The organism is Xenorhabdus hominickii, assembly GCF_002632725.1.
GTDB lineage: Bacteria > Pseudomonadota > Gammaproteobacteria > Enterobacterales > Enterobacteriaceae > Xenorhabdus > Xenorhabdus hominickii.
On record NZ_NJAI01000009.1, the window covers coordinates 1 to 16957 of the forward strand.

19 protein-coding genes and 1 pseudogene are annotated in these 16957 nt (G+C 42.1%); 1 reads left to right on the forward strand and 19 read right to left on the reverse strand.

Features of this window, described 5'->3' with window-relative positions:
* Window positions 1–249: hypothetical protein (locus Xhom_RS34655; protein WP_211287901.1), on the forward strand; the 249-nt coding region annotated here is incomplete at its 5' end.
* Window positions 250–276: 27 nt separating this feature from the next.
* Here Xhom_RS34655 and Xhom_RS34660 read toward each other — a convergent pair.
* From Xhom_RS34660 to Xhom_RS21920, 19 genes and pseudogenes are all read right to left on the reverse strand, one after another.
* Window positions 277–510, reverse strand: a complete 234-nt coding sequence (locus Xhom_RS34660; RefSeq protein WP_211287902.1) for an AbrB/MazE/SpoVT family DNA-binding domain-containing protein — start codon at window positions 508–510, stop codon at window positions 277–279.
* A 649-nt stretch (window positions 511–1159) separates the two neighbouring features.
* Window positions 1160–1312, reverse strand: a pseudogene (locus Xhom_RS21835) (type II toxin-antitoxin system RelE family toxin); the annotation flags it as partial.
* 20 nt (window positions 1313–1332) lie between these two features.
* Window positions 1333–1566 carry a hypothetical protein gene (locus Xhom_RS21840; protein WP_099139844.1) on the reverse strand — a complete coding sequence of 78 codons (234 nt, stop codon included), beginning with the start codon at window positions 1564–1566 and terminating at the stop codon, window positions 1333–1335.
* 131 nt (window positions 1567–1697) lie between these two features.
* Window positions 1698–2309: a DNA N-6-adenine-methyltransferase gene (locus tag Xhom_RS21845; protein ID WP_099139845.1), complete on the reverse strand. Its 612-nt coding sequence runs from the start codon at window positions 2307–2309 to the stop codon at window positions 1698–1700.
* 171 nt (window positions 2310–2480) lie between these two features.
* Window positions 2481–3317, reverse strand: a complete 837-nt coding sequence (locus Xhom_RS21850) for a hypothetical protein (RefSeq protein ID WP_099139846.1) — start codon at window positions 3315–3317, stop codon at window positions 2481–2483.
* Window positions 3318–3447: 130 nt separating this feature from the next.
* A complete protein-coding gene (locus tag Xhom_RS21855; RefSeq protein ID WP_099139847.1) occupies window positions 3448–3801 on the reverse strand; it encodes a hypothetical protein in 354 nt (117 codons plus the stop codon).
* Window positions 3801–4415, reverse strand: a complete 615-nt coding sequence (locus Xhom_RS21860; RefSeq protein WP_099139939.1) for a 3'-5' exonuclease — start codon at window positions 4413–4415, stop codon at window positions 3801–3803. Before Xhom_RS21860 ends, Xhom_RS21855 begins: the two co-directional genes overlap by 1 nt.
* Window positions 4415–4873 carry a hypothetical protein gene (locus Xhom_RS21865; RefSeq protein ID WP_099139848.1) on the reverse strand — a complete coding sequence of 153 codons (459 nt, stop codon included), beginning with the start codon at window positions 4871–4873 and terminating at the stop codon, window positions 4415–4417. Before Xhom_RS21865 ends, Xhom_RS21860 begins: the two co-directional genes overlap by 1 nt.
* 59 nt (window positions 4874–4932) lie before the next feature.
* The gene (locus tag Xhom_RS21870; protein WP_169928508.1) at window positions 4933–5592 is read right to left on the reverse strand and encodes an AAA family ATPase; all 660 of its coding nucleotides are present in this window, start codon (window positions 5590–5592) and stop codon (window positions 4933–4935) included.
* Entirely contained in the window at window positions 5585–6079 is a 495-nt protein-coding gene (locus Xhom_RS21875) for a dihydrofolate reductase (RefSeq protein WP_169928510.1), read from the reverse strand. Before Xhom_RS21875 ends, Xhom_RS21870 begins: the two co-directional genes overlap by 8 nt.
* Window positions 6076–6513, reverse strand: coding sequence for an HAD family hydrolase (locus tag Xhom_RS21880; protein WP_099139851.1), 438 nt, complete (start codon window positions 6511–6513; stop codon window positions 6076–6078). The genes Xhom_RS21875 and Xhom_RS21880 overlap by 4 nt, the downstream gene beginning before the upstream one ends.
* Window positions 6514–6525: 12 nt before the next feature.
* On the reverse strand, window positions 6526–7629 hold the full coding sequence (locus tag Xhom_RS21885; RefSeq protein WP_099139940.1) for a thymidylate synthase: 1104 nt from the start codon (window positions 7627–7629) through the stop codon (window positions 6526–6528).
* Window positions 7630–7859: 230 nt separating this feature from the next.
* Window positions 7860–8660, reverse strand: a complete 801-nt coding sequence (locus tag Xhom_RS21890; RefSeq protein WP_099139852.1) for a nucleoside triphosphate pyrophosphohydrolase family protein — start codon at window positions 8658–8660, stop codon at window positions 7860–7862.
* A gap of 96 nt (window positions 8661–8756) precedes the next feature.
* A complete protein-coding gene (gene nrdB / locus Xhom_RS21895; protein WP_099139941.1) occupies window positions 8757–9878 on the reverse strand; it encodes a class Ia ribonucleoside-diphosphate reductase subunit beta in 1122 nt (373 codons plus the stop codon).
* Window positions 9879–9990: 112 nt separating this feature from the next.
* Window positions 9991–12279 carry a class 1a ribonucleoside-diphosphate reductase subunit alpha gene (nrdA, locus tag Xhom_RS21900; RefSeq protein WP_099139853.1) on the reverse strand — a complete coding sequence of 763 codons (2289 nt, stop codon included), beginning with the start codon at window positions 12277–12279 and terminating at the stop codon, window positions 9991–9993.
* Between the two features lie 116 nt (window positions 12280–12395).
* Window positions 12396–12968: a RuvC family protein gene (locus tag Xhom_RS21905; RefSeq protein ID WP_099139854.1), complete on the reverse strand. Its 573-nt coding sequence runs from the start codon at window positions 12966–12968 to the stop codon at window positions 12396–12398.
* A gap of 22 nt (window positions 12969–12990) precedes the next feature.
* Entirely contained in the window at window positions 12991–13863 is an 873-nt protein-coding gene (locus Xhom_RS21910; protein ID WP_099139855.1) for a hypothetical protein, read from the reverse strand.
* The gene (locus tag Xhom_RS21915) at window positions 13853–15739 is read right to left on the reverse strand and encodes an AAA family ATPase (RefSeq protein ID WP_420855273.1); all 1887 of its coding nucleotides are present in this window, start codon (window positions 15737–15739) and stop codon (window positions 13853–13855) included. Before Xhom_RS21915 ends, Xhom_RS21910 begins: the two co-directional genes overlap by 11 nt.
* A gap of 32 nt (window positions 15740–15771) precedes the next feature.
* Window positions 15772–16857 (reverse strand): metallophosphoesterase family protein, encoded by a 1086-nt coding sequence (locus Xhom_RS21920; RefSeq protein WP_099139857.1) that lies wholly within the window; start codon window positions 16855–16857, stop codon window positions 15772–15774.
* Between the last annotated feature and the right edge of the window lie 100 nt (window positions 16858–16957).

Genomic DNA, 16957 nt, shown 5'->3' on the forward strand with positions numbered 1-16957 from the left:
GTCGATAACAAGGAGAGCCTGGATAAAAAACAGAAGCTGAATTCAAAAAACTGTTTGTTTTTTGTCGTCAAACATCTCCCTCTACTAATACAAGGTAAGCTAAAAAAGCATTTAAAATCATTTTATTACACGCTTCATGCACTTATGGCAAGAATGATACAACGGGTAAGACCAGAGAGGCACTACCCACGGAAATCGATGAAACCCAGAACACGATGGAATTCTTTTGATGCGCCGATAAGGATTTAACCGAATGCCATTGTCCGGCTTACAACCTCATTCATATAACTCTGTGCTGGAAACACTTGCGATCTCATAGGAATGAGCGGTATGCTCATTTAAATTGGAAAGTAAATAACTTTCTGAATAAATAGCTTTTCTTTTACTAGGGGACAAAACAATCTTCCCTTCATCTACAGTCAAGTCCATAACTTGACCAATTTTTTTCAGAATATTTACTGGAATTATAATGCCCTGACTATTAACCCATTTTTTGATTGTTACACTCATAGCAACCTCCAAATGATTTCATTGGTTATACATAGCACAATCTACTTTACCAGTTTAGTAAAAAGACTTTATCGGTCTATTTATAAGCTAACGCCCAAATTGTACGTATTCACTTATTGATTACATTTAAATATGTATTTATCATTCTCAACCGTTGGTAATCACCCAACGACTGAATAAATACCGCCTATTATTCAGTAAGTGGTGATGATGGTTAGGTGGTAGCGTTTCCTCCCCTGAAAACAAACAAATTACGCTCAAGACCAACGACAAAGGCGGAAACTTACGGACGAATGACTTTTTGACCGAGGATAAAGCAGGTTTAAGGTGGCAGCGATCTAATAACTACCCATGCTATAAAGCCAGTGTCCTTGAAAAGATCCATGTTACCTTTCGGATCAATCAAGACCATACACTACGATTTATCGTAAAAGCTGCATGGATGCCGGGGACGACCTCTCCTAAATGAGGTTCTGCATATTTGACGCCCGTATTTTAAGATAGATTCTTCATGTTGGTATGAAAGGTTTGGAAACCCTTAAACGGGAAGCTCCGTAATCCTATGCCACCATAAGGTCATTAGACTTTTATTGCCGTTAGAAAATGAAGCGCCATTTAGTTAGCGCTTCAGATTGATTTTCAGACTCGCTTATCGTTTGTCTGCTAATTTATAAATCTCATCACCGGCACGTTTACCAACAGTGATGACAAGAAGTACCACTTTATTATCATTTACTTCATAAACCAAACGATATCCTGACGATTTAAGTTTGATCTTATATCGGTTAGTACGCCCACTCAAACTTCAAACGGCGCTTCCATTCATTTGTTTCTTACACAATTCTCCATATCAGCAATAATTTTCCGTTGAAAAAACACCTCATTAACCAAAACGCCAACCATTTGCAGCATTTCTTCTTTGTTCTCGCCAGATTGGATACAGCGAAACGCCCACTCCGCCAGTTCAAAAGACCGCCCCTTGTCTTGAAGCCGTTCACGGACATGGGCGGTGAAATCAGTTTCAACGAAAGCAATTACATTAACAGGTTCTGACATTATTTTATCTCCGCAGATATCATCATTTCCGCAATGTTTTTCCAATGCCTTGCTCCCAATATATTTATATTAATTTCTTTAAAAACTCTTAGTAAAAATTTAATAAATTTATATATGTGGGAGTAAGGTTGTTAAACTAAGCTCCGGTACTCTTTTTTAGGTTTAGTTTTGGCAGTACGTTTTGCTCTCACTGGCGGAACATAACCACCGATTTCTTTCATGACAGTGATAGGTATTTCTCGAACAACGCAACCAACATCGCCGGAATGTCCACGAAAAACTACCAGCATACTACCGCCTGTGTTCTCTCTACTTTCCTTGAAGCCTAAATTCACATCAGGCTCAAGAAAAGCAATTCGCCCACCGATAATTAGTACGACTTCGTTGGCAAACTTTCTGGCTTTCAGATACCACTTTGTATCAATAGACTGCGGGATTAGCATTACTGTAGTTACACCATAACTTTGTTCTCGAATAGCGGCATCAATCCACGGCTCAATCTTGGAGTAAGGCGGATTAAGGAATGCCTTAGTACCAGATTCTCCCCAACTGCATTTCAGAGCATCTTTCTCTGCACCGATAAACTGCGGGAACAACGCATTATCTTTGTTGCAGGCGACATCAACATTGAATTCTATGGATAAAGCGATCTGTGTTGCCTTTACGGTCCATTGAGGTGTTCGCCAAAAGTCCTTTAGTGATTTATCCCGTTTTAGTCTACTGCCTGTTTTAGTCATTATCATAAGTAAAAGAATACCTATTTAAAGCATTAATTTTATATCACATAATTCTATCTGCAAGCACTGAATGGTATCTTCGAGAAGTTGTCTGTATGCGATTCTGAGACGATTTAATCAAAACAATAAGGAAACGTATTGCTTCAAGACAATACGCCCCCTTGATGCGTTCTGACGTTATTCACCCGATTGTGTTTGGAATAGCTTTACCAAAGGACTTTCAGGACTAAGCGTAACAGTGCGACCGTCACGAGTTGCCATCCCCATAGCTGGAAAAACTGCCATTAATTGACCCGCCTGTGTGCCAGCAGTGCCCGTTGGATAAGGATTGGATGGGTTGCTCATCATGTACAGGCGGAATGATTCGGAAGTAGCCGTTCCATTCTTGATCAAACACTCAATGCCTAATTGCGTATAAACCGATAGCTCATTGCTACGCAACGCCCACTGAGCAATATTCAGTGCCTTGTCTTGCGCTTTCAATGGGCATTTAGCAATAGCTTCAATCATTGTCTCTTTAACCAGACCAAGTTTTTCACAGTCCTCATTGGTTAAATCAATTAGCTGAAAACGTGGTCGAACCGACTCTTTCTTCGCTTTTTTTACCTTCTTCGCTTCTTTGGCAGGTGGATCAATCAATTCGGGGGCTTCTGCTTCAACAGCTCCCGCTTTTGGATCGACCGTTGCAGACAATTCCATCAAGACTGCATCCAACACCGATTCCTCAACAGAGACGACTTCTACCGATTCGAGAACAGGTTCAGACCCAACCACCAGAACAGGTGTTAATTCAACAACACCAGCATTTCGGATATATTCCAGACTATCGCCGCCAATCTTTTCTAATTCAGCCGCCATCAGTTCAAGCTCGCTTAAACCAGACAATTCAGTTTCGGCAGGATTTGGCTCAATAACAGGTGAAGTTGCTTGCGTTGAAGCGTCAAGGGCTGACAACATAGCTTCTAAAGTCATTGTGTTGGATTCGGTTACAGATACTTCGGTAGTCATAGTCATTTGCTTTTTCCTTTACTTTTTAAATTGCGTATTTGCTTGATGAAATGATTATGACTGAATGGGATAGGCGAGGAAGTTTATTAAACAGGCTATAAGGAAAGGCTGGAAGAAAATCAACCAGCCTTTGATATTAAAGCTCGATACGATCCATCATGAGCAGCACTTTCATTGCTGCCCTTACAGGAGCTTTATCAACCGCAGATATATGCTGAAAGCCAGACAAGCTTGCCAACGCACCCACCTTTATCGACTCACGGTGATCAATGTTTATTTTGTTTTTTACGATTAACGGTAATGCAATATTGGGATCGTTAAAATCAAATTTAGTACCGTCTTTAAGCTGAACATCAACTTCGCCGGCAAACCAGATTCGAGCGTTTCCGCTCAAAGGCAAATTAAGTTTTTGTGCGAGGAAAGAATTAATCATAAGATCATTAAATTCGCTCAACTCAGTTTCCGTAAAAATTAAACGTTCGTTTATCATTAAAAACACCCCGCCACACTAGACAATTCAGCTCTTGCATCGTCCCAACCGTCTGCTGTAATTTCTTCTTCATTAGGCAATTGGAATAGACCGTAACGCTTACGTGCGGAAAAAAAGCAATCCATCATCAATTGCGTATCATACAAAGCACCGTGTGCCTTTTCTTCGTCATACTCAAAACCTAGCGAGAATGCTAATTCTCGCAGCGTAGGGCGTTTTCCGTCTTGTGTCGCCCATAAGCCATGAAGCATGGTGTCAAGCCAAATCAGATCCTGCCTTAGTTTCACGCCGCTTAACGCCATTTCATGTTCCATGAAAGGCTTATCAAATCCCAAGCCGTTATGCGCCACAACTACCGCAGCGTTGTTTAATATACTGGCTATCATAGAGCTTTTAGCCGAAAATAACGGCTCTGTAACGAGATCAGACAACTTAATGCCATGAACCTCATACGCTTTGACTGAAATTTCACGGCGAGGATTAAAGCGTAATACCAAATCTTTGATAGTCGCACCAGTTGTCATATTACGGGCGCACAAAGCAATTTCAATAATACGATGCCCGTCTTTGTAGTCTAAACCTGTTGTTTCAAGGTCAAGTCCAACGGCAATCATCATAGTCTTATCGCTCCATTTTTACTGAACGTCATAGCCTTAGAAATTGCTACCTTGAGAGCATCAGGTTCGTTTTCTAAAGTCTCAGTTTTTTCTATTTTCTGTCCTGAGCCTGTGACCATCAGCGTTGTGAGAGTGAGACTAAATAAATCCAGTTTCAAGATCACCACCGTTCCTTTGTGTGCAAACACTATAGGGAACATGTCTGTCTTTTCTGACTTTTGGATCTCAGTAAGAACCGTATTTAACGTTTCACTAATTTCAGAACTCACCAAGCCTTGAATAGAATCAAAAATTGCATTAATACCGATCAGAGCCTCACGGCGAGTAATCAAACGTTTCTCTAAACGCTCAACCACATTTTCAATTGCAATGAGTGCCTTGCGGTCAATTTCGTCACGTAAATCAATCAGCTCGACTTCTGTGCCATATTCTTCATAGTCAACCATATCTGACATTTTTAAATCTCCGTTGTGTGATTAGTCCATTTTTAACTAACCACACAGGCATAAAAGGATTAATGAGCGGTATCTGTTGTGTAGCCAAATGAATCAAAGGACTTTTCGTAAAGCCCGAATAGAGATTTTTGTCGCTTTCTAAGGTCAGTCATGTCTCTCGGTATACAACGCCACTCAATGCCCTCCATACTTGGGAAGTTAGCGAAACGGAAAAGCTCACCCTCCATCAGACTTTCAATCTTTAAGCGATAAGCTAAGCTCATTGAGCCACGATCTAATCGCTCCGCATCTTTGCCGTTTGTCGCAAAACCGCTCCTAACCAAAACAACATGCGAGAATTTTTCAGCCAGTGTCTTTCTCGCCTTAGAAATGAGATCAAACAGAGCAAGTGAAATTTCATTCTCCAACTCAGAGCCTTCGACCAAATCAGGCGGTACATAAGCCAACGCATAAGACACCACATCAACAGGCGTTCTATCCGTCACAAAGTTATCATCGGGATAACTGTTAAATAACTCTTTAGCGATCACTTCTTGCATCTTGAAGCGTTCGAATGGCGACATTGAAGCCCGACAATCAAAGCCGTTACGTTTTAAAATTCCACGCACGTCGGCATCGAAGTAGCGAATGCCGGTACACTCAGAAAAGTTTTTAGCAAGTGTTGTTTTGCCCGTGCCTTGCGCCCCGGTAAGTCCAAGCTGGAAAATAGGTTTACTCATAGTCTTCTTTCCAATACATAACATGATCAAAAGCTGGCTCGTTTTCCAGCGCGTCGTAATAATTAAGCGTCATGCGACGATTAAACGAGGCTTCCAGTTCGTCCATTGGGAAAAAGGTATCAGTGTTTGGTGCATCGATTTCAATGTGAGAAATGAAAGCTCGGTTAGCAACGTCAATAAATTGACGATAAATTTCCGCTCCACCGATGATGTAAACCGAATGGAAATTTGCCAAAGCGACCACTTCGCCAATATCACGGATAATAGAAAAGCCAGCCGGAACATGGTCAGGGTTTCGAGACAACACGAAGTTAAGACGACCCGGCAATGGCTTACCTAAACTTTCAGCCGTCTTACGACCCATGACGACAATCTCATCTAGTGTTTTTTGCTTGAATAGCTTTAAGTCACGAGCGCAATGCCACGGCAAAGAATTATTAACCCCGATACCATTGTTTTTAGCAACAGCAGCAATAATAGAAATCACACTGCGCCTCTCGATACAGAATAAACAACGGGGCGGTGAGGATGGTTTCTGAAATCGTGTTCATCTTGACGCTCATGACAAATCACCGCTAAGATCTGACCGCCGTTCTCTTTGAGGTGTTCTCTGATCGCTTTCATTTTAAATGCTCGTCCAGCTTCTTTAGGTTTTGGCAGATAGAGGTAATCAAAGAAAACACCGTACTCTTTCAGCCACGCTTCGGTTTCCTCCTGATACTCTATGGGGCGGTCGTCAACAATAACAATGTCACAGCCGGTACGCTGAAAACCCTTGAGCATACGGATAGACGAAATAATCGCCTCATCACGGCTATGTCTCTCGTGGTATTCAATAACACTGCCATCTTTCATTAAATGAAGACGATCAGTGTTGTCGGAAAGCACCCCATCAAGGGTACAAATAACCAGTGGTTGCATGTGTTAACGTCCTTATTTCGCAACAGGAACTTTGATCCACGGATGAGACTTATAACCGTGAATTTCGATTCCCTGCCAATTAAAATCTGACAGCTCTTTCCATGATTCAGGAAATGAAACAGTAGGGTTGCTTTCAGAGATATCTTCCCGTTCGAGATATTTGGCAACACCGTCTTCGTGGTTGTTATATAAGTGAACGTCAAAACCGAAGTGAGTGAAATTGCCAGCCATGTGATCGGTGATGTGAGCCAAATAATGCGTAAGAATGCCATAGCCTGCAATGTTAAACGGCATACCGACAAAAACGTCAACGCTACGCTGTACCATGCCTGTGTTAAGAACACGGCGAGGGATTTGGTGGTGATCCAGCCATTCATGAGTCAGTCCGCTCATGAAGCGGTCATAATTGTCGTTGTTATTCTCCATGACAGGCTTAATAGCTAACGCAAAGTTCGCATATTTTGAATCAATGTCATGGTCGATATGGTTTATGCCGATATGGAATGCCATTGTCAGGCGATTAACAGGATCAAGACCACGACTCCAAACCCCGAAAGCAAAGTGGCAAGGTGGCAGATTCATGTCTTCCAGTTCGCCAACATTCCACGCTGACATAATACTGCGGCGGTTTTCTGGATCGTGGCGTAAATTGTCTACGATGCGCTGCAACTGGTCGATTTCACGGGTAATAGCCAAACGTCCGTCTGTTAGCGTCCCCTCGATAGTATAGCCACGATCTTTAATCAGTTCGTATTGCTCAGAAGTCACGACACGGGTGTCACGCCATTTACGCCATTGCTTGCCATAAACGGGTCCTAGGTCGCCATTTTCATCAGCCCACTGATCCCAAATCTTCACGCCGTTATTGCTCAGGAATTTGATATTAGTCTCTCCTCTCAAATACCACTCAAGCTCAACAATAAGCGGCTTTTTATTCACAGCTTTACCAGAGATCATTGGCACAATGCCGCCATCAAGACGATAAAAGCTAGAGATAAAACACAAGCCCGTCGTTGATACACCCGTTCTGTTATGGCTTGAGTCAAAACCATCTGATGCTACCATCTCAACGACACTGCGGAATGACTCGTCATTACCTAAAGGCAGATTGCTCATGGAGGTTAGTGATTCTTGTTCTGGAAAATTCATTTTAAATGATCACCTTAGTTAAGTGTTTACTTATTATATTCTATATAAGAAAATGCAGCAGTAAACAAAAAAAAAGCGCGCCGTCAAAGGCACGCTATAAAAAAATCTGATAACACCATTCAATCAAAGTATTAATAAAAAATAAGGCGAGAGAATAATATTAGGTATTTAAATACTTATCAATACTTATTTTTATATTAATAATCCCATTTATCCGCAAACTTAGACAAATCAACAGGGGTGTAACTTGGTGATTTAAGGATTTTGTCGTCTGAAATACGATAACCGATCACACCATCACGAGTTAGACAAGGACGGAATGCCAAGTCAGCAGGATCGTATTTGCAATTCTCAACCTGACGCTTACGTTCTTCGGCATCAGAAGACCAAAGTTTTGACATATTAGATTCGTGGATAACCTGCGTAAGTTCAGGCAATGACTGGTTGTTCGCATCCAACGCATGATTAAACAAAGCCAGACAATCTGAAATATAATAGGGTAGAGAAGACAGTGTTTCGCAAGCTGCAATGCCTTTCTTTGATTCTAAACAGTTAGCTATTTCTTCAAGGTACTCTGCCGTTGCAATGGAAAGGTTAAATCCTGCTTTCAGATCATCGAAGAAACTTGCGGTGAAATCAGCTATTACAGTTTTATACATCGAACCTGCGGCTATGTGGTCGAAAGAAAGAGCATGACTCATTGAGTTTGCGATCATAACCAAAGTACCCGAAAGTACATAAACTGTATCGCCAACCGCATCGAAAACTTCCGTATAGTCGCTTTCATCAATAGCCTTTAACCCCTCATCCGCTTCTTCACGGATCAAATTTGCTCGTAAACGTAACATTGCCGGAGTGATTTCAGTGCTGTCAATCGAGTGGCCAAACACCTGATGAAACTCTTTGACCATTTCGTACAGCTCATTGATATGCGCATTAACAAGTAGTACTGGTTGGCTAGTCGCTTTCAAACTGATTGTTTGGCTATTGTCTTTCATTAAGTTATTTTCCTAGTTTAATAATATATCTTGTTTATATATTGATAATAATAAAAGAGTGACATAGGCTGCCACTCATTAACAAACTGCTTTCTATTAAATCTCAAACCCTGAAAAAGCACTGGCACTGACTTGAGAGTCAATCTGACCGGTAAGATAATCAGACTTCTCGGCTTCTTGCGGGGCAACTTGAACATTGTCAGATAATAACCAGCTATTCATCCACGGCAGCGGATCGCTTTTCACTTCGGGAAATATCAGGTCAAACCCCATACGTCTCATAGAGATATTAGTACGGTGTTTTACATACTGTTTCAGCATATCCGCATTCAAGCCAATCATTGAACCGTCTTTAAACAGATAATCCGCCCATGCCATTTCTTGTTCAGCGACCGCTTTCATTGTGCCAATTACAAACGGGCGATTTCTTTCTGAGATTTTTTTCCAAAAATCACCCTCACGACCGGTATACATTAGCTTGATCATTTCTTGGGTAACATGACAATGCAGAGCCTCATCACGAGCGATAAACTTCATGATCTTAGCATTGGCTTCCATAATTCCACGCTCACCGAAAGCAAACGTACAAGCAAAGCTGACATAAAAGCGAATCGCCTCAAGTGCATTAACCGATACCAGTGTACGGAAAACCTGTTCTTGAATAGCTGAATCACCGTGCTTTTCTTCAAACGCTTTGACACCAAGATATTCACGAGCCACGAACATCTTAATTAGACGGTCATATTCTTCAGAAACAGAAGCTGCACGAGCCAGAATCACTTCATCCTCAACAATGCCGTCAAAGATAGTGTCAGGGTCATTAACCAGATTGCGGATAATATGCGTATAACTGCGGCTGTGGATCGTCTCAGAGAAAGACCATGTTTCAATCCATGTTTCTAATTCAGGAATAGAGCAGATAGGCAGAAATGCAATATTCGGCGCACGTCCTTGAACAGAGTCAAGCAGCGTTTGATATTTCAGGTTCGACAAGAAGACATGACGCTCATGCTCAGGCATTTTGTTGTAATCGATGCGGTCTTTAGTTACGTCAACTTCCTCAGGTCGCCAGAAGAAGCTTAACTGACGTTCAATCGCTTTTTCAAATAAACGGTATTTCTGCTGATCATAACGAGCGATATTCACGCTCAAACCAAAAAACATAGGCTCTTTGGTTGCATCATTTTTAGCTTGTCGGAAAGTGGAATAGCCGGACATACTTTTTCCTTTAAAATTAACATTCCGCTGCCATTGTGGGGCAGCCAAATAGGGATTCAATGCGAATAAAAAGGTGAGCCAAAGCCCACCTTTAATTGATGATGTTGAGTGATTAAATCTTGCAAGAATCACCGCAGTCGTCGCCTGCCGGAGCAGTTGGCGTTTCTTTCTCGTCTTCTTCACCAGAACGGTCACGAGTATTGTGGTAATACAGCGTCTTAACGCCCATTGAGTAAGCGAGAAGCAGATCTTGCAACAGCACGTTCATCGGGACACGGCCGTTAGGGAATATGTCAGGATCGTAGTTGGTGTTTGCCGAGATAGACTGGTCAACAAACTTCTGCATGATCGCCACTTTAGTCAAATAGCCTTTATTGCCTCCCATATGCCACAAATACTCGTACTGGTCTTTTAGTACTTCATATTCAGGCACAACCATCTTCACAGCCCCCTCTTTACTCATCTTCACGGAGACCGCTCCACGAGGTGGCTCAATACCGTTTGTACTGTTGGTAATCTGACTAGATGTTTCGCATGGCATCAAAGCAGACAGGGTAGAGTTACGGAGTCCATGCGCTTTAATATCCGCACGTAATGCTTCCCAATCCATTTTCAGGGGTTCTGTGACACCAACGCATGACTTATCTAATTGCTGGCGATAGTGGTCGATAGGGAGTTCACCATTAGCATATCGAGTATCACCAAACAGGGAACATGCGCCATATTCTTTTGCCAAACGATTAGAGGCTTTAAGCAGATAGTATTGGAACGCCTCAAAGGTGTCGTGAACAAACTGATCGCCTGCTGTGTCTGAATACTTAAATCCATTCTTCGCAAGGTAATAAGCAAAGTTAGTCACGCCAACACCTAAACTACGACGACCTTTTGTAGAACGTTCTGCCGCTTTCAGGGGATAGTTCTGATAATCCAGCAGCGCATCAAGAGCGGCGACAAGCAGATAAGACAGGTGTTCAAGCTCATTGATATTGTCGATTGCGCCTAAGTTAAATGCTGATAGAGTACACAGTGAGATTTCACCGTTAGGATCGTCCGCATATTCCAATGGCTTAGTCGGCAATGCGATTTCCATGCACAGATTTGATTGGTGAACAGGCGCAACCAGTGGATTAAATGCCCCGTGCGTGTTCATGTGATCCACATTGGCAATATAAATACGACCAGTAGATGCTCGTTCTTGCATCAGAGATGAGAACAAATCCACTGCCGGCACACTGATTTTCTGAATGCTATCGTTCGCTTCCGCCGCTTCATATAAACGGGCAAACTCAGCTTGGTCAGCAAAGAACGCCTCATAAAGACCGGGAATATCATTAGGGCTAAACAACGTAATGTTCTTGCCGTCAATCAAACGTTTATACAGATAGCCATTAATCATCACACCGTAATCCATGTGACGAACACGGTTCTCTTCAACACCTCGATTGTTTTTCAGTACCAGCAGGCTTTCTGCTTCACGGTGCCATAACGCATAGAATGCCGTTGCCGCACCACCACGAACACCGCCCTGAGAACAGGACTTAACCGCCGCTTGGAACAATTTAAGAAATGGAATTACCCCAGTGTGGTTCGCTTCACCGCCGCGAATTTCACTGCCAAGAGCACGAATACGCCCGAAGCCCATACCGATACCGGCACGTTGGGAAACATATTTAACAATTGCGCTGGATGTCGCATTGATTGAATCCAAGCTATCACCACACTCAATCACAACACAGGAACTGAATTGACGAGTTGGTGTACGAACCCCCGCCATGATTGGCGTTGGCAGTGAAAGTTTGAACGTTGAGGTTGCGTCATAAAAGTCCTTCACCATCTGCAAACGGGTGTCTTTATTCCAGTTCTGAAAAAAGCACATTGCGGATAACAGATAAACGTGTTGAGGGGCTTCATAAAGCTGACCAGTAACACGATTCTGAACAAGATATTTGCCACGTAGTTGAACAGTTGCCGCATAGCCGAATAAGTCGTCACGTTCTGTTTTGAGATATTTCCCAAGCTCTTTTATTTCTTTAGTCGTGTATTTAGTAAGCAAACCACTATCATATTTTTTAATGCCAACGATACGCTGAATATGCTCAAGCAGGTCAGGATATTCGTAACTACCAAAGGCTTCTTTGCGGATCAAGCCAACATTTAAACGAGCAGCTACTTTGCTGTAATTCGGTGATTCTACTGAAATCAAATCAGCCGCAGCTTTAACCATTAGCGAATGAATATCTGTTGTTTTAACGCCATTCTGTGCACTGATATGCACTTTCATTGCAATCGCTGATGCGCTAACACCGTCAATCCCATGAGTACCGTATTCTGCTACACGATTAAACTTTTCAGCATTAAAAGGTACTTGTGTTCCGTCACGTTTTGTTACGAGTAAGGTCATTTAAAAAATCCGTTACTAGGTTTAAATTGGCATAATAATAAGTAAGTGATTACCTATTATCAACCGCACAAAACAATATATTGTGCGGTTGATTTATAAGTGTTCTATATATGGAGTTACATTAAAGAGGAAAGCACTGAGGCAACTTGACGGTACTGGTCGGTTTCCATGCCGGTATAGATAGCGGCTACAGCATCTGCTAAGTGTTCGTTTTTATTCGCAAACTTCACTTCGCCTTTTTCTTTACGAGTTATCCACGGGGCTTCGGGGTGCTTGGCTGTCGCCCACTCGATAATTTCCTCTTTGGAGGTCGTTTTCTTATCGGCAACAAATTTCTTGATCTCAATTGGCGTGACTTGAATTAATGGCTTATCGATACACGCCAGAACACCAATGCAAATGCCATAAGAGGTTTGCGCTCTGCTTGATTGGCTGCCCACTGGCAACTCGCAGAATATTAACTGAGCCTGATCGATAATTGGCTTCGCCTTTTTCCAAATCTCATTAGCACGGCGTAGATCGTCGCTGTTAACACGGACGGATTTCTTTGTGTTGCTAGCCGATGTTTGCGCCAGTTCCATACGCTCAATTTTAACGACCGTGTTTGTGGTGATATCTAATTCACCGAAAACGATACCAAAATTGCTCATTGATGGATCGAGTCCCGCTATTTTGATGGTTTTATTCATTGTGTTACCTTTGTGTTGTTAATTAAAATGAACCAAAATTGAATGAATTACCGTTAACAACAATTAATCTTTTATCCACTATCTCAGAAGGCACGTTGCCAGCCATCGGCAAAACAACTTTCGGCTCGCTTGGAGAACCAACTTCCACCATCAAAGAATCAAAATCGGCAGATTGCATGTAATACCGTGAAACAGACGCTACTAGATTCAAATCCTCCCCGATTTCTTTGTCTTTAAACTCAACTTTGGTTTTGAAATAGAGATCGCCACAAACCATCCCGTAAATACTCTCTGAAACGCATAGAGAGCGTTTTTTCTGAATAAAAGACGCTAACCCCTTACCAAACTCATAACCGAGCCTTTGCAGCTTATCTATGAGCTTAAAAATAGCTGAGTGATAATCTGAACTTAGGTTCAGCGCACAGGCTAAGTCCAAGTGGTTAATTTCCCCATAAATAATTCGGCGATCTTCCAGTAAACGAAAGTCGGCTGAATTGATAACGGTTGGCATAATGATATATTCGCTTTTGCCATCCAGTTTAGAATGAATGCGGCTAAAGCAGATCAGCAAATCATCATGCTCTATACCTTCTAACATTTTCATCGAAAGCCATTCATCAACCTTTTCAATTGATGAAAAAGAAATTAAGTCTTTAAGTTTCGGCTTGCACTCATACCATTTTTGAGACGTAAGTTTGAAACAGCCAGTCGGATCATTTTTTAAAAAAGTTTTGGCTAAATCAATAATCTCATTATTAACACCATTGGACATATCAAACGAAACAGTCGGTGTCGTCGATATTGTCTGAGTTGTATAAATACGAGTAAGGTTGATTGAATCAGCGATGGCTATTGCCGAAGCAAAGGCCGTTTCAAAGTTAAATTTAACTGACATAAGAGCGACCTTTTTTGGATTCAACCGTAATTGTCTCCCTAAACCATGATTTCATTTCTTTGTGTGAAATAATCATCACCGTTCCACGTTCACGGGCTTTCACTTCAAGGATCGCCATTAAGCGTTCTAAACCAGCAACATCCAGCGCGTCGTCAATTTCATCACCGATAAACAGTTGAATGTTTTTGGTGGCACGGCTGGCAACGAGATCCTGCAATGCCAATGCGGTCGCAATACGCACTTTGCGCTTTTCACCGCCAGATAATCCAGCAAAGGTTTTTGATGCGCCAGACTTCGATACCGCAATGTTAAACTTATCTTTAACTTCACCTTTTTTCGTGGTTTCCATCGTAGACCAAACAGCTTCAATTGTTCCGTCAGATAGTGTATTGAGATATTCCGCCGTTCTTGAATTAAGATATGGGGTCACATTAGAAAGAATATGGCTACGGACACCGGCTGGTGAAAAAACTTTCCGAGCATTTTCTAATAACATGCATTCACCGTCTAAAACGATCTTAACTTCCTTTAAACTTTTTAAATTATCTTTTAGGAGCAAGGCTTCTTTTCGAGTCTTTTCAATGAGTCCGGTAAATGGATTTATTTCCGCTTCAATCGTTGTTAATTTTGCTTTTTCAGACTCACATGCTTTCACAGCCGCTCGCTCTTCTGATAGCGACCGTTCAATACTGGTGCGTTGTTTTTGCAGTACAGAGATACGCTCAACTTGTGCATCAATGCTAGGCCGTGCGGTTTTCAACGCAGCAAGACTGGTTTCTGCTTTGGTGATTTGCTCAGAGATGGCCTGAATTTCTGGTGTAAGTTCAGTGGTGATCTTAGTGATATCCACCTTTGCCTTATCAATGTGACCTTTCTTAATGGTTTCCAAATCGCTTTCGCAGTAAGGCTTGCCACATTCAGAACATGGAACGCCTACTTTAGCTGATACAGCTTCGGCATTCTTCATTGACCGCTTGGCTTTCGTTTTCAGCCGTTCAGTTTCGTTGCTTTTGATGGTCAGGCTTGATTTGGCTCTTGAAATAGCGGCTTCTAAATCATGAATTTTACGGTCATGTTCGGTAACACCAGCAATTTCAATGCGAATTGCGTTGATTTGTTCGTCAATGGATTCAACGGTTGACATGTCTCTGTTGCTGAACACCAACTCGTTCATGACTATATCGGCGTACTCAAAACTCTTTTTAGCCTCATCGACTCGAGTTTTTCTCTGACTTTCCCATTTGACGGCAGACAAGTCAGTTTCTTCGGCTGTCTCTAATGCGCTGATAAAAGCACGATCCGCAACTGTGATTTTGCCATCAACACCGTCACGCTCTGCTAACTTCGCATTATGTCGGTCACGAGCAATATCATACGAAACCGTTAAACGGTTAACGCCAGCCGCTTCTTCAACGATGGCTTTCAGGTTCTTATCTGTCATGCCTGGTAAATCGGGCATATTTTCTTGACTGGCATAAATTGAGGCTAGGAAAACCTCTTTTGATGCGCCGATCAACTTTTCGATAAATTCCTGCGTCAGCTTGTCTGTGCCTTTTGTTAGGTCGCCATCTTCGCTTGATACCATCAAACGATTTTTATTTGTAGAGTGCGCTCGGTGGCGAATGATGGAATAACGCTTACCGTCCTCATCTTCAACTACAATTAATACACGGCAGTTTTTCTCATAGCCAGTGCTCAGAACATCATCGGCTTTAATTCCGTTGGCTGTTTCGCCATACACGCCCCAACACAAGGCGTTCATCAATGTAGATTTGCCAGAACCGTTACTGTTCGCTGAGGTGTCGTCAGTATTTTTACCCTGAATCAAAATTAATCCACGGTCATTGAGTTCAACTTTAGCTTCGGCAATACGCATAAAATTCTCAATTGTCATACTTATAAATTTCATTATTCTTTGCCCTCAGCTTGAGACAGTACGTCTTCACAAGTCGCTGTTAGTTTTGATATATCAATCTCAGGATCGGATTTCCCCATTAACACGCAGTAATTGCCGACTGACTCTTTTAAGCTGTCAATTTTGGCTGTACTTGCCGTTGCGGCTGTAGCCCCGACAAGTGAAGACTCTTTAGTGAAGTTGCGAGAAACACCACCTGCGCCTAACAGCTTTGCCATTTCTTCCAGCTTTTTTCCTTCTTCATCGTCTTTGATTACAGCACGAATACGGACGTAGTTGCCTTTTACCATGTCTTCGGTCAGATCAGAATTTAACTCTAAAAACACAGGAGCTTTTGTTGAGTTTTGACTATATGAGCCATCTTCGTTAACCAACATATAACCGGCCGTCGTCCCTACATCTCCCCAATTCTGATGCGTTAGTGCGCCTATGGAGATAACACCGGGAATAACTTCTTTATGGTTGTGATAATGACCTGATAGAACGTAGCGGAACCCTAAAGCCTCGAATTCTTCTGCTTCCATGCCTACATCTGGCATACCGGGGATCGATTTATTAATTGAAGTGTGAATGATTAGGTCATTAGGAACAGTCAGATCCAATGTTTTCGCTAACTCTTTAACTGTGTTCAGTAATGCTTTGTGATCGCTATACCAGCTAATCATGTGAATCCGAACATCATCAATAAGGAACGTCTTCGGCGTTTTGGAACAAACAATTTCAGCACCAATTTTGGTGAATGAAGCCGATGCGTTAGCCGAAAACACAGAATCGTTGGTTTCAAGATCATGATTGCCAGCGAGGATATAAATCGGCAATTCAAGCATGTTTATGATCTTGTTATAAAGTTCAGAGGTGAAGTGCAGAACGGTCGGTGCAATGGAGCCTCGAACGTGAAATACATCACCAGCATGGAACAAGGCTTTTGCTCCTGCTTCTTTGGCGGCAACGGCGGCTTCCCACGTAGCATCAAGTTGAATTTTAAGGCGAGAGTTCATACCATCATGAGCTGTTGAAGCAAAGGCATCCCAAGTGTGGTAATGCGTGTCAGATATTAAGCCGTATAGTGCTTTTTTCATTTCCATTTTACCTTTAAATAAGTATGTATTTACTTAACTTTAAAGATAATATCAGAAACAGAAAGGTGAGAAAGAAAAAACATAAGGCGTTCATTGTAAT

What these genes read in the sequence shown, in the direction of transcription:
- Xhom_RS21915 (WP_420855273.1), bottom strand. Translation starts at nt 15,739, where the DNA reads ATGCGTATTGCCGAAGCTAAAGTTGAACTCAATGACCGTGGATTAATT.
- Xhom_RS21920 (WP_099139857.1), bottom strand. Translation starts at nt 16,857, where the DNA reads ATGAAAAAAGCACTATACGGCTTAATATCTGACACGCATTACCACACT.
- Xhom_RS21850 (WP_099139846.1), bottom strand. Translation starts at nt 3,317, where the DNA reads ATGACTATGACTACCGAAGTATCTGTAACCGAATCCAACACAATGACT.
- Xhom_RS34660 (WP_211287902.1), bottom strand. Translation starts at nt 510, where the DNA reads ATGAGTGTAACAATCAAAAAATGGGTTAATAGTCAGGGCATTATAATT.
- nrdA (WP_099139853.1), bottom strand. Translation starts at nt 12,279, where the DNA reads ATGACCTTACTCGTAACAAAACGTGACGGAACACAAGTACCTTTTAAT.
- Xhom_RS21890 (WP_099139852.1), bottom strand. Translation starts at nt 8,660, where the DNA reads ATGAAAGACAATAGCCAAACAATCAGTTTGAAAGCGACTAGCCAACCA.
- Xhom_RS21840 (WP_099139844.1), bottom strand. Translation starts at nt 1,566, where the DNA reads ATGTCAGAACCTGTTAATGTAATTGCTTTCGTTGAAACTGATTTCACC.
- Xhom_RS21865 (WP_099139848.1), bottom strand. Translation starts at nt 4,873, where the DNA reads ATGTCAGATATGGTTGACTATGAAGAATATGGCACAGAAGTCGAGCTG.
- Xhom_RS21880 (WP_099139851.1), bottom strand. Translation starts at nt 6,513, where the DNA reads ATGCAACCACTGGTTATTTGTACCCTTGATGGGGTGCTTTCCGACAAC.
- Xhom_RS21910 (WP_099139855.1), bottom strand. Translation starts at nt 13,863, where the DNA reads ATGTCAGTTAAATTTAACTTTGAAACGGCCTTTGCTTCGGCAATAGCC.
- Xhom_RS21855 (WP_099139847.1), bottom strand. Translation starts at nt 3,801, where the DNA reads ATGATAAACGAACGTTTAATTTTTACGGAAACTGAGTTGAGCGAATTT.
- Xhom_RS21860 (WP_099139939.1), bottom strand. Translation starts at nt 4,415, where the DNA reads ATGATTGCCGTTGGACTTGACCTTGAAACAACAGGTTTAGACTACAAA.
- Xhom_RS21870 (WP_169928508.1), bottom strand. Translation starts at nt 5,592, where the DNA reads ATGAGTAAACCTATTTTCCAGCTTGGACTTACCGGGGCGCAAGGCACG.
- Xhom_RS21885 (WP_099139940.1), bottom strand. Translation starts at nt 7,629, where the DNA reads ATGAGCAATCTGCCTTTAGGTAATGACGAGTCATTCCGCAGTGTCGTT.
- nrdB (WP_099139941.1), bottom strand. Translation starts at nt 9,878, where the DNA reads ATGTCCGGCTATTCCACTTTCCGACAAGCTAAAAATGATGCAACCAAA.
- Xhom_RS21845 (WP_099139845.1), bottom strand. Translation starts at nt 2,309, where the DNA reads ATGATAATGACTAAAACAGGCAGTAGACTAAAACGGGATAAATCACTA.
- Xhom_RS21905 (WP_099139854.1), bottom strand. Translation starts at nt 12,968, where the DNA reads ATGAATAAAACCATCAAAATAGCGGGACTCGATCCATCAATGAGCAAT.